This window comes from Staphylococcus sp. GDY8P131P, from assembly GCF_017891975.1.
In the GTDB taxonomy this organism is placed as follows: domain Bacteria; phylum Bacillota; class Bacilli; order Staphylococcales; family Staphylococcaceae; genus Staphylococcus; species Staphylococcus nepalensis.
On record NZ_JAESKF010000002.1, the window covers coordinates 419318 to 432498 of the forward strand.

Here is a 13181-nt window from a genome sequence, read left to right on the forward strand (position 1 = left end):
CTTTTTTTATATAACCAGTTATTGGTACTTTAATTTGGTTATATTTAATGCTATTATTGATTTGTAAGCGTTTTAACTATTTTGTGGAGGGTGTAATATGAGCAACGAAAGTCAGGTTTCCCAGGCACCTGTAAATTTCGGGGCTAATCTTGGGTATATTTTAGATTTATATGATATGTATCTCAATGATCCAGCTTCAGTTCCTGAAGATTTACAAGTCCTATTTAGCACAATCAAAAACGGTGAAGCAAACATCGCAACAAATACAGCTGAAGGGCAACATAACGTGACCAAAGCTGATAGCACAATCAAACGTGTTATGCGTTTAATTGATAACATACGTCAATACGGGCATTTATTGGCAGATATTTATCCAGTTAACAAACCTGTAAGAGAAAATGTTCCAAAATTAAATATCGAAGACTTTAATTTAGATCAAGAAACACTTGAATCTATTTCTGCAGGTATTGTATCTGAACACTTTAAAGACATTTACGATAATGCTTATGAAGCAATTGTTCGTATGGAAAAACGTTACAAAGGACCTATTGCATTTGAATATACACATATCAATAATAATAGGGAACGCGTATGGTTAAAACGTAGAATAGAAACACCATACAAGGCGACTTTAAATGACAATCAAAAAATAGAATTATTTAAAAATTTAGCGCATGTAGAAGGTTTTGAGAAATATCTACATAAAAATTTTGTAGGAGCAAAACGTTTCTCAATAGAAGGTGTAGATACACTAGTGCCAATGTTACAACAAACGTTAAGATTAGCTAGTGATGAAGGCATTCAAAATATCCAAATAGGCATGGCTCACCGCGGTAGATTGAATGTGCTTACGCATGTATTAGAAAAACCGTATGAAATGATGATTTCAGAATTTATGCATACTGATCCAATGAAATTTTTACCAGAAGATGGCAGCTTAGAATTAACTGCAGGTTGGTCAGGTGATGTAAAATATCATCTAGGCGGTGTGAAAACAACCAATTCATATGGCAGCGAGCAACGCATCTCTCTTGCAAATAACCCGAGCCATTTAGAAATCGTTGCACCAGTTGTTCTAGGTAAAACACGTGCAACACAAGATGATACAAACAAACCAGGAGCTGTTCAAACAGACTTCTATAAATCAATGCCTATTTTAATACATGGTGATGCAGCGTATCCTGGTCAAGGCATCAATTTTGAAGCGATGAATTTAGAAAACTTAGATGGCTATTCAACGGGTGGAACGCTTCACATCATTACTAATAATAGAATTGGCTTTACGACAGATCCTGAAGATGGGCGTTCTACAACGTATTCATCAGACGTGGCTAAAGGTTATGATGTTCCTATTATGCATGTAAATGCAGATAATGTTGAAGCTACTATTGAAGCGATTGAAATAGCGATGGCATTTAGAAAAGAATTCCATAAAGATGTTGTGATTGATTTGGTTGGTTATCGTAGATATGGCCACAATGAAATGGATGAACCTTCAATCACGAATCCATTACCTTACCATAATATTCGTAAACACGACCCAGTAGATATTTTATACGGCAATCAATTAGTTGAAGATGACATCATCTCAGAAGATCAAATGAACAATATATTTGATGAGGTTCAAAAAGAACTACGTGCTGCTCACGATAAAATTGATAAAAATGATAAAATGGATAACCCAGATATGCAAAAACCAGATAGTCTTGCAGAACCTCTTGAAAGCGTCGGTATCGATATAAGTTATGAACAACTTAAAGAAATTAACGATGCCATGTTATCATACCCATCAAACTTCAATGTACTTAAGAAGCTAAATAAAGTACTAGAGAAACGTAGAGAACCTTTTGAAAACGAAGATGGATTAGTTGACTGGGCTCAAGCAGAACAATTAGCGTTCGCAACAATAACACAACAAGGTACACCAATCCGTTTAACAGGTCAAGACAGTGAACGTGGCACATTTAGCCATCGTCACGCGGTATTACATGACCCAGAATCTGGTGAAGAATTTATCCCATTACACCATGTACCTGGCCAAAAAGCGACTTTTGAAGTACGTAACTCACCATTATCAGAGGCAGCAGTTGTTGGTTTTGAATACGGTTATAATGTTCAAAATAAAGATTGTATGACAATTTGGGAAGCACAATATGGAGATTTTTCAAATATGGCTCAAATGATATTTGATAACTTCTTATTTAGCGCTAGAGCTAAATGGGGTGAACGTTCAGGTTTAACTCTATTCTTACCTCATTCGTTTGAAGGACAAGGTCCTGAGCATTCATCAGCTCGATTGGAAAGATTCTTACAATTAGCAGGAGAAAACAACTCAACTGTTGTAAACTTATCAAGTTCAAGCAACTATTTCCATTTGTTAAGAGCACAAGCAGCAAGTTTAGGTACGCAATCTATGAGACCTTTAGTAGTTATGTCTCCTAAGAGTCTATTGCGCAATAAAACAGTAGCTGATCCAATCAATAAATTTATATCTGGACAATTTGAACCAATCTTACCAGAAGATCACAATAAAGAAGCTGTTAAAAAGGTTATTCTTGCTTCAGGTAAAATGTTCATTGATTTAAAAGAATATTTAGAGAAAAATCCAAACGAATCCATTTTATTGGTTGCTGTCGAAAGATTATACCCATTCCCAGCAGAAGAAATCGAAGCACTGCTCAGTACATTACCTAACTTAGAAAATGTCGCTTGGGTACAAGAAGAACCGAAAAACCAAGGCGCATGGTCATTTGTTTATCCATATCTCAAAGAATTGACTACTGATAAATACGATTTAAGTTATCACGGTCGTATCCAACGTTCAGCACCAGCTGAAGGCGATGGTGAAATACACAAACTCGTTCAAAATATGATTATCGAACAAAGCACAAAATTTAACTAGGGGGAAGTTAAGCATGCCAGAGGTAAAAGTTCCAGAATTAGCAGAATCCATTACAGAAGGTACCATTGCAGAATGGTTAAAACAAGTTGGTGATAGTGTAGATAAAGGTGAAGCTATACTAGAATTAGAAACTGACAAAGTCAACGTAGAGGTTGTTTCAGAAGAAGCCGGCGTACTTCAAGAATTACTAGCCAACGAAGGCGATACTGTAGAAGTGGGACAGTCAATTGCAGTGGTTGGTGAAGGAAGCGGTAATAATGCTCCAGAGACGTCAAAACAAGATGATTCTGAAAAGCAATCATCTGCATCTAGTAATGAAAATGAAGCAAACCAAACAAAATCAGAACCACAAAATGATAGCGCATCTGATAATGCACAAGATAAAGGGGCGCGTGTGAATGCTACACCATCCGCACGAAAATATGCGCGTGAAAAAGGTATAGATTTATCAGAAGTAGCAACACAATCAAATGATATTGTGAGAAAAGAACACGTTAACCAAACTCAAAATAATCAATCTAATTCACAACAAACTGCTCAATCATCAACAAAAGAAGAACCTAAAAAAACAGCTGAACAACAAAATCCAACTAAACCAGTTATCAGAGAAAAAATGTCTCGTCGTAAAAAAACAGCTGCTAAAAAATTATTAGAAGTATCTAATAATACTGCTATGTTAACGACATTTAATGAAATTGATATGACAAATGTTATGAACTTACGTAAACGTAAAAAAGAACAATTCATCAAAGACCATGATGGTACTAAACTTGGTTTTATGTCATTCTTTACAAAAGCAGCGGTAGCAGCATTGAAGAAATACCCTGAAGTAAATGCTGAAATTGATGGCGAAGATATGATTACTAAACAATTTTATGATATCGGCGTTGCTGTATCTACAGAAGATGGTTTATTAGTTCCTTTTGTAAGAGATTGTGATAAGAAAAACTTTGCTGAAATTGAAGATGAAATAGCTAACTTAGCTACAAAAGCACGCGATAAAAAATTAGGTTTAGATGATATGGTAAATGGTTCATTTACTATCACAAACGGTGGTATCTTTGGCTCAATGATGTCCACACCGATCATTAACGGAAGCCAAGCTGCAATACTTGGTATGCATTCTATTATCACGCGTCCAATTGCTATCGATGCAGACACGATTGAAAACCGTCCAATGATGTACATTGCATTAAGCTATGACCACAGAATTATTGACGGTAAAGAAGCTGTAGGTTTCTTAAAAACAATTAAAGAATTGATTGAGAACCCAGAAGATTTACTATTAGAATCTTAATTTACAACACAAAATAGTTTATTAAACCTAACACAACGGCGTTTTGCGTCGTTGTGTTTTTTATGTAAAAAATAATATTCAAAAACTACACAAAAAATGTTATATCACACCTTTTATTCCTGAAATCTCCCGGTAGAATATAGCAACCTTAAGTTATTTATAAGCTAAAAATACTATCAATAGTGTATAACTATATGTAATCGAATAGTTATATCATCTTCATTAGCATAATAGTGAAACATATTCGCATTAAATTGAATTGCCTCATCTTTATGTATCAAAAAGGTTTTTCCATCCAATACGAGCGTTAATGTGCCTTCATATACCGTTATATATTCTATTGCCCCAGAACCATGTGGTGAGCCGTTCATTCTTCCTTCAGGCTCAATGGTAGCCATATAACTTTCAAATTTCTTTTCAATATCAAATTTAAAGAAAGGGTAAACCTTACATTTCTGATCTTCAGACATCAAAGGTTGCATATCATCTAGAGTTACTTTTCTAATAATAGTGCTATTTTCTTGAGTTAATTCTGTAAAAGAAACTTTTAGACCATTTGCTATTTTCCACAACGTAGTAATAGAAGGAATAGATGTTTTACGTTCTATTTGGCCCAACATCGTTTTACTTACACCAGTGATTTCTGACAAATGTTCAAGTGAATATCCACTTTGTTTTCTGTATAACTTTAAATTTTCAGATATAATATCATTGATTTCTCTCATTATTTATACACCTCTTTTTACAATATAACGTATAAAAAAGAAACTTTAAAGTCTGAACTTTATAACGTAATTTTAGACGTTATAAAGATTCTATTGATAGGGTAGGGGGTAGGAGACTCTAATAATACTACTTATAAACGCTGTCTTGACAATCTTTATACCTATTTTAAATAAAATCGTAGCATTATTTTTTTAAATATTGGGGTTGATTTTGAATCTTTATTTTAATATGAGTATCCAGTATATGTAACACTGTCTTACATCATATTGCTAAAATTACATTTATAATGAAAATGCCACCTTTATTTATTCACTACTTTTTAACAGCGAACTCAATGTTTATCTCGTCTTTTTATATTCATTCGTTAGTGCAATTGAACTTCTTTATATTGTTGACTATTGCTGGATTTTAGATAGTTTAAGTTAGGCCGTATTAGACACTTTATTTAAAAACTTCATAATAAAAACAAACACTTATTTGACTTGTTAATGCTATTTGATTATTTTATGTTGTAATAAATATCCTAGTTAATTAAAAAAACGAGCATTGTATGACTTTACTTGCTCGTTTTATATATGTTTAATTGATTTTTCATTTTTTCACTATAACTATACTGCTGCAGATAGTCCCTTGGGCTGCAACCATAAGAATGTTTAAATCTTCTGTAAAAGTTAGAATAGTCTGTAAATCCACAGCATATTGCTACCTGTTGTGGATTCCCCCCATCTTTTAACATTCGTTGTGCGTTCTGTAAACGCAAATTCAATAAATACCGATAAGGTGGATAACCAACTAATTTAGTAAACTGTTGTGTGATTTTATGACGACTTACAAAAAATTTATTTTCAAGATGTTCCAGTGAAATTTCTTTATTATAATGCAATTCCATATAATCTAACACTTGTCTCACTAAATGAGTAGAAGGGTCATCAACATTATCAGATGTATGCTCATTTTCTATAGCAACTCTATTGAGGATAATTAAAAACTGTGTTAGCAACGATTTACCTGCTAAATTTTTGCCAAAAGCATCATTATCTTGCTCGTTGATTAAGCCCTGTAATAAATAATATAATTCTCTTTTCTGCGATTCAGATAATTGTAATAAATTTTTGAATTTCGAAGATCGTTTATTAAAACAAATACTTAAATCACAGTTCTCAACAGAAAGTTCATTTAATATATTTGCATCAAACCTTAATCCAATACGTTCAGCGTGGCCATCCATTTGTTCATCTAAACGATGAAATTCAAACGGTGGAATAATCAGCATCGACCCAACATCTAAATTAAATGATTCTCCTTCTATGGTATAGCGCATATTTCCAGATAATGAAAAAAATATTTCATAATGATCGTGATAATGTAATTCATTCCCAAAATGACCGTCACTAATTTTATGCCATGCAGCATATTCGCCATCAAATGGTAAAGATACCGTATCAAATTGATGCTCAAAATCCCCTCTATTTTTCATTTGAAATTCCTCCTACTCAAAAAACATACTTTTTTCCCTTATTTACAATGTTGTTAATTTTCACTCAAATTATAATTATATTATAGCATTTAAACATTAATATTTTTAAGAAGGAAGGATAAAAATGACAACAAATCAAATTGGCGTTCAAATGATGATGCTCAAACAAAAAGTACAAGAAGAAGGATTATACAATGTGTTAAAGAAAGTTAGCAATTTAGGCTATAATGCTGTAGAAATATCTCAAATTGAAATGAATACTCAGAATATTGAAGAAATGAAACAAGCTATAAATGATTTTGGCATGAATATAGCCGCAATGTCATGTGGCGTAGAGGATATCTCAGAAGATCAAAAATATCCTGGAGATACGTTGAAAAATGACTTTGATAAAATTGTAGCAGATTGTAAAGCTGTAGATTGTTCTATATTAAGAATTGGTATGCTTCCAATCAATTATATGGGGACAAAAGAAAGTACACTTGAATTCGCAGAAATATGTGATTCTTATGCGAAAAGATTAAAAGAAGAGGGCATTGATCTATATTATCATGCACATAATTTGGAATTTGTTCAATATGACGGCCAATTTATGCTTGATTTAATGCGAGACCATACACACTATTTAGGGTTTGAATTAGACGTGCATTGGATTTGGCGTGCAGGGTTAAACCCTATTGAAGTTATACCTAATTATGCAAACCGGATTCGTGCAATACATCTTAAAGATTACCGTATTGGTGAAATAGATATGTCTCAATATCCAGGAGAAGGAAATGAAAAGGTATATTATATGCTACATATGATTACTCAATTCGCTGAATTAGGACAAGGTACATTACCGCTTAAAGAGATTATTGAAGTCGGCCGTGAAAGTGGAAGCGAATATTTCTTTGTAGAGCAAGATGAACTATATGGCGCAGATCCATACGATTGTTTAACTATAAGTCGTGACCACTTAAATGACTTAGGTTATCAATCTTGGTTTTAAAACTTTCAACACAATTTAAAGTTAATTCGTACTTAACACTAACATTAATGTAAGCGCTAACAAACAAAAACAAGGAGTTGATTCCATGCTTGAAAATATAGCAATTTCAGGGTTTTCAGATGAGATATCATCAGATTTGAATACACAATTAAAAACGGTAAACAAGTTAGGGATGCATTATATATCATTAAGAGGTATAGATGATAAAAATATCAGTAAATATTCAGTAGATATGATAAAAAACGACGTATTACCACGCTTAAGTAAATGGGATATAGGTGTATCATCAATCGGTTCTCCTATTGGTAAAATTTATGTGGATGATGAGACAGCGTTTCAAGAGCAATTAGCACAACTGAAAACATTGTGTGAAATAAGCCAATTGCTCAATTGTCGATATATTAGAATCTTTAGCTTTTATATACCGAGAAATGAAGATTTCGATAAATACAAAGATAGTGTTATCGAAAAGTTAAAACAATTTGCGGAAATTGCAGAACAATACAACGTTATCCTGTTACATGAAAATGAAAAAGATATTTTCGGTGATATAGCGCGTCGATGCAAGCTTATTTTTGACGAAGTTGGCTCGACTCATTTCAAAGCCATATTTGATTTTGCAAATTTTGTACAATGTGGAGAAAATACACAAGCATGCTACGAATTACTGTCAGATTATATTGAATACATCCATATAAAAGATGCAGTATACAAAGATAATGTGAATGTATTATGTGGCACAGGAGATGGGCAAATAGAAAGTATTTTAACTCAAATATTTAAAGCTGGTTACAAAGGATTCTTAACGCTTGAACCTCATCTCGTTGTTTTTGATTCAATTAAAGATTTAGAATTAGAACATTCAACTGAAACAATTCAAAATTCTGTCGCAAAAGATGGGGCGGAAGGATATAAAATGCAATACGAAGCTTTATTACAAATATTAGCAAATATTAATAAAAAGGGGAATGTATAATGGAAAAAGTTCGTTTAGGTATCATTGGTTTTGGAGCACAAGGAAGTACTTACGCAGGATTTATAAACGAAGGTAAAATTCCACAATTAGAAATAGGGGCGATTTGTGATATTGATTCTGAAAAGCAAAATATAGTAGAAGAAAACTACCCAAATGTGCCTTTTTATGAAAATTATATTGATATGTTAGAAAGTGGAAGCATTGACGCTGTTGTTACTACTGTCCCTCACTATTTACACACAGAGATAGGTACAGAAGCTTTAGAAAGAGATATCCATGCACTTTTAGAAAAACCAGCTGATATATATGCTGAAAAAGTAAAAGAGGTTAGCGAATTAGCATCCTCAAAACCGCATTTAACATTTGGTATATTTTTTAATCAACGAACAAATCCGCTTTATCAAAAAGTGAAAACACTGATTGATACTGGTGAAATAGGTAATATCCGACGTACTAATTGGATCATAACGACTTGGTGGCGCCCGCAAGCTTATTATGACCAAAGTTCATGGAGAGCTACATGGTCAGAAGAAGGTGGCGGTGTATTAGTAAACCAAGCTCCCCACCAAATAGACTTACTCCAATGGTTATGTGGTATGCCAAAATCTGTATTTTCAAATATTAAATATGGTTACCAACGCGATTTGAGTGTAGATGATGATGTTACTACCATTTTAGACTATGGTAATGGGGCAACCGGCGTATTTATTACATGCACCCATGATGTTATTGGTACAGACCGTTTAGAAATTACTGGCGATAAAGGAAAAATTTTAGTAGAAGATAGTAAAAAGATTACTTTAACGCGTTTAAAAGAATCCGAAACAGAAATGAATCAAAATATGACATGGCAAGAAGCATCTAAAATATTCCAAGGCAGTGGATTCGAAAATATTTACGACCAAGAAATATTTGAATTTGATAGTGTATGGGGTGAACAACATATAAATGTATTAGAAAATTTCGCTGCAAACATTAAGGATAATACACCATTGATTGCGCCAGGTAGCGATGGTATCAACGGCGTCAATTTAGTAAATGCCATTTATTTATCTAGTTGGACAGGTCAAGAAGTAGCCGTCCCCGTAGATCCTGAAGCGTTTAAAAATGCGTTACACGCTCAAATTCAAAACGAACAATCAGAACAAAGATAAACATATGGAGCTGGTATTATGTTAAAAATTGGAATAATAGGCTTAGGTGATATTTCAACTGTACACTTAAATGTGATTGAAGCTAATCCTCATGTCGAACTAACTGCTGCATGTGATATAGATACAACTTTACAAGTTAAAGTTCCAAATGCGCATTTCTACACAGATTTATATCAAATGTTAGAGCAAGAAAATTTAGATTGTGTACATATTTGTTTACCTCATTATTTGCATTTGCCTGTGACAACAGCTTGTGTAGAAAAAGGGATACATGTATTGCAAGAAAAGCCATTATCCCTCAACGCAAAAGAAGGTTTAGAATTAATACAATTAGAACAAAAAAATCCTGATACGAAAATATGTGTATGTTTTCAAAATCGATATAACGAGACTTTCCAAACTTTACAGAGAATTGTTCAAAGCAAAACGTATGGTGAGATAATCGGCATTAAAGGGTTAGTTACATGGTTTCGTCCTGAGTCTTATTATACTGACAAACCATGGCGAGGTAGTATGAAAACTGCTGGCGGGGGCGTATTGATTAATCAGGCGATACACACGTTGGATTTAATGCAATTACTCTGTGGCAAAGTTAAATCAATTAAAGGCAGCACATCACAATTATTGGATTATAATATAGAAGTGGAAGATACTGCTTCTGCTCATATTAAGTTTGAAAACAACGCAAACGGCATGTTTTTTGCTACCAATGCTAATGTCGGTAACTCAAGCATTGAACTCCAAGTTATTTTTGAAAATGAAAAATGCACTATTAAAGATAATATACTAACACGTGTAAATGAAGCAGGTTATAAAACTCAAATCATTGAAGATAAAAAAGCATCGGGTACAAAATCCTATTACGGACCAAGTCATGACACTTTAATTAATCAATTCTATGATTGTATTTTCGAGAATACGCAAAATTATATAAACGTTAAAGATGCATTACCGTCTATTGCAATCATCGATGCGATACAAAAATCTTCTCAAACAAATGAAACAATACAATTCGAAAGTGTATAAACGTTATATAAATAAAGATAAGCAAAAAGTGAGATAGAATTCATTAGAACTTCTATCTCACTTTTTATACAAAATTTAAACGACTAATGCGATTCAGTTAATACATCATAAAAACAAAAATAGAAATAAGCACTATAAATTTGTTCATTACTTCTATTTTTGTTAAATATACCGTATATAATAATTTAAAATGATGCACCGCTACTTCTATTAAATCTAACTATGCAATAAATACAAATAATTCAATGATTGCTAGAACTAAAAATACTAGGAAAACGACACCGTAAATATTATTTTTCTTAATACTTTCTTTACTTGCTTTTTGCTGTTTTGCTTTATTATTTATATTTGAAAAGAAAGTAATTCCAGAATACACTGCAATGAGCACTGTGATACCAAATAAAATCCATGTACCAACCATATTAAAACCTCCTTATTTGTAAAATAATATTATATTATTTGCGAATAAAAATAATAATTCCTAATATATATCCATATTAATACATTTCTTCTATTCCTCCAATGTCTAAAAATTACAATTTTGTAAATAGTTATGCAATCAAATACTTCATCATACAAATAAATCGCAAAATAAGTTATAATATATTGAAAAGATATGAATAAAGGGGTTAATATAATGAATGGTCTTAGAAGTGTTACTACAGGGACAAATGATTTAGTAAAAACCAAAGCATTATTTTCAGGTATACTTGGACTAAACGTGGCAAATAAAGGACAAGCTTTGCGTTTTGGTGATGCCGAATTAAATTCCGGTACACGTATACATTTTGTAGAAGCGCCGAACTATATTAACAGTAATAATCATATTGAAAACATTGGTTTAAGAGTACCCAGCGATGAAGGAATTGAAGAATATCAATCTATTTTAGAAAAAAACCAAATTACTCATGGGGAAACTACAGACTTAAATGGTCACAAGTGTTTCAATTTCCAAGACCAAAATAGTCAAACATTTAATATTTATTCCAATGAACATAACACAGGAACGCCATTAGGTATGCCTGCTTTTGAAAGTAATGTAAATCCGTTGCATCAAATACAAGGTCTAGGGCCAGTTATGATAAAAGTTAATGATTTCGCATTGACACAATCCATTCTGACAAAAGTCTTTGGTTTAGAACATTTTGCTGAATACGTATCTAGTGATAATGCTGAGTTCAATATGCAAGTATTTCGTATAGGAGATGGCGGTCTAGGTGGCGAGTTACATATCCATGCTTCACCAGATGAAATAAAAATGCCTGAACATGGTATATTAGAACAAATTGAATTTGGTACTGAATCTAAGTCTCAATTTCAACACACTATAGAACAACTTGAATCTATAGAGATTCCTTACCAAACGTTAGACCAAGATGGAGAAAGATCGGTACGTATTACTGAAAAAAGTGGTATCACCTTCATCTTAACGTTAGAAATTTCATAATAGTAAAGAGAGGATTTTATATATGTTACACGAAACTTGGAAAGATAATACACCAATCAAAAAAATAGAAGTTATTCATACAGACGCACAAAAATTCACTGTAGCTGATATGCTAACAGTAGGAAAACAATATGATGTAATAAACGAAACTGAAGAATACTATCAAATTGTCGATAATTCTGGTCTTGTTGGCGGCTATTTTAAAACTTATTTTAAAGAAGTTTAATTTAATGTGTTTCACATGTACTAAATATAGAATGAAACTTTAAATATGGATGATTTGAATAGGACTAGGGCGAAAATATAAACCGTTATTTAAGCCCCAGTCTATTTTTAATGATATAAATTTTGATGAATTATTTATTTTTAAAAGGAGTATTAAACCATGACAAATTCACAATATATAAACAGAGATGAAACTGTTTTTAATGATGCAAAATCATTAATGAGATTGAATAAAAACATTCTTTTGAAGGGACCAACAGGTTCAGGTAAGACAAAACTTGCCGAAACTTTAGGAGAAACGCTTAATCGTCCTATGCACCAAGTCAATTGTTCAGTAGATTTAGATGCAGAAAGTTTATTAGGATTTAAAACAATCCAAACAAATGAAAACGGCACACAGGAAATCGTATTTATTGATGGCCCAGTCATTAAAGCTATGAAAGAAGGACATATTCTATATATAGATGAAATAAATATGGCGAAACCAGAGACATTACCCATTTTAAACGGTGTGCTAGACTACCGTAGAAAATTAACAAACCCATTCACTGGAGAAGTCGTAAATGCAGCACCAGGATTTAATGTAATTGCTGCTATCAATGAAGGATATATCGGGACGTTACCAATGAATGAAGCACTCAAAAACCGTTTCGTAGTCATTCAAGTTGATTATATTGACGGTGATATTTTAAGTGATGTAATCAAAAATCAAAGTCAATTATCAGACGATGCTACTATACAAAATATTATTAAATTTAATGCAGATTTACGCACGATGACAAAGCAAGGACAGATTTCTGAGGAAGCGGCTAGTATTCGTGCTTTAATTGATTTAAGTGATTTAGCAACTGTGATGCCTATTGAACGTGCTATTAAACGAACAATTATTGATAAATTAGAAGATGAACGTGAACAACAAGCTATTTTAAACGCAGTTGAATTAAATTTTTAGTGAGGGAT

At 32.6% G+C, this 13181-nt stretch carries 12 protein-coding genes; 9 read left to right on the forward strand and 3 right to left on the reverse strand.

The window, feature by feature from the left end; all coding sequences use genetic code 11:
• The first annotated feature begins 97 nt into the window (after nt 1–97).
• Nucleotides 98–2902: a 2-oxoglutarate dehydrogenase E1 component gene (locus KA894_RS02650; RefSeq protein WP_119487728.1), complete on the forward strand. Its 2805-nt coding sequence runs from the start codon at nt 98–100 to the stop codon at nt 2900–2902.
• Between the two features lie 13 nt (nt 2903–2915).
• The gene (sucB, locus tag KA894_RS02655; RefSeq protein WP_119487729.1) at nt 2916–4199 is read left to right on the forward strand and encodes a dihydrolipoyllysine-residue succinyltransferase; all 1284 of its coding nucleotides are present in this window, start codon (nt 2916–2918) and stop codon (nt 4197–4199) included.
• Nucleotides 4200–4375: 176 nt separating this feature from the next.
• Here the strand turns inward: sucB and KA894_RS02660 are convergent, their stop codons facing one another.
• Together KA894_RS02660 and KA894_RS02665 are read right to left on the reverse strand one after the other, a co-directional pair.
• Entirely contained in the window at nt 4376–4924 is a 549-nt protein-coding gene (locus tag KA894_RS02660) for a helix-turn-helix domain-containing protein (RefSeq protein ID WP_119487730.1), read from the reverse strand.
• A 557-nt stretch (nt 4925–5481) separates the two neighbouring features.
• Nucleotides 5482–6402 carry an AraC family transcriptional regulator gene (locus KA894_RS02665; RefSeq protein WP_103373383.1) on the reverse strand — a complete coding sequence of 307 codons (921 nt, stop codon included), beginning with the start codon at nt 6400–6402 and terminating at the stop codon, nt 5482–5484.
• Between the two features lie 124 nt (nt 6403–6526).
• On the opposite strand from KA894_RS02665, the gene KA894_RS02670 reads away from it, so the two are divergent.
• The 4 genes from KA894_RS02670 to KA894_RS02685 all read left to right on the forward strand — a co-directional run bounded on the left by KA894_RS02670 (nt 6527) and on the right by KA894_RS02685 (nt 10549).
• Nucleotides 6527–7393 (forward strand): sugar phosphate isomerase/epimerase family protein, encoded by an 867-nt coding sequence (locus tag KA894_RS02670; RefSeq protein ID WP_096809742.1) that lies wholly within the window; start codon nt 6527–6529, stop codon nt 7391–7393.
• 85 nt (nt 7394–7478) lie between these two features.
• Nucleotides 7479–8369, forward strand: a complete 891-nt coding sequence (locus KA894_RS02675) for a sugar phosphate isomerase/epimerase family protein (RefSeq protein ID WP_103373382.1) — start codon at nt 7479–7481, stop codon at nt 8367–8369.
• On the forward strand, nt 8369–9523 hold the full coding sequence (locus KA894_RS02680; RefSeq protein ID WP_103373381.1) for a Gfo/Idh/MocA family protein: 1155 nt from the start codon (nt 8369–8371) through the stop codon (nt 9521–9523). Before KA894_RS02675 ends, KA894_RS02680 begins: the two co-directional genes overlap by 1 nt.
• An 18-nt stretch (nt 9524–9541) precedes the next feature.
• Nucleotides 9542–10549: a Gfo/Idh/MocA family protein gene (locus KA894_RS02685; RefSeq protein WP_096809749.1), complete on the forward strand. Its 1008-nt coding sequence runs from the start codon at nt 9542–9544 to the stop codon at nt 10547–10549.
• Between the two features lie 220 nt (nt 10550–10769).
• Here the strand turns inward: KA894_RS02685 and KA894_RS02690 are convergent, their stop codons facing one another.
• Complete coding sequence (locus KA894_RS02690) at nt 10770–10970, reverse strand: Mid2-like cell wall stress sensor domain protein (RefSeq protein WP_096809751.1); 201 nt, start codon at nt 10968–10970, stop codon at nt 10770–10772.
• 216 nt (nt 10971–11186) lie between these two features.
• Between KA894_RS02690 and KA894_RS02695 the strand changes: the two genes are divergently transcribed.
• The 3 genes from KA894_RS02695 (at nt 11187) to KA894_RS02705 (ending at nt 13173) form a co-directional block, all read left to right on the forward strand.
• The gene (locus KA894_RS02695) at nt 11187–11996 is read left to right on the forward strand and encodes a VOC family protein (RefSeq protein WP_210133687.1); all 810 of its coding nucleotides are present in this window, start codon (nt 11187–11189) and stop codon (nt 11994–11996) included.
• A gap of 22 nt (nt 11997–12018) precedes the next feature.
• Nucleotides 12019–12222, forward strand: coding sequence for a DUF6501 family protein (locus tag KA894_RS02700; protein WP_096809755.1), 204 nt, complete (start codon nt 12019–12021; stop codon nt 12220–12222).
• A gap of 159 nt (nt 12223–12381) precedes the next feature.
• Nucleotides 12382–13173, forward strand: coding sequence for an ATP-binding protein (locus KA894_RS02705; RefSeq protein ID WP_096809759.1), 792 nt, complete (start codon nt 12382–12384; stop codon nt 13171–13173).
• Nucleotides 13174–13181 lie beyond the last annotated feature (8 nt).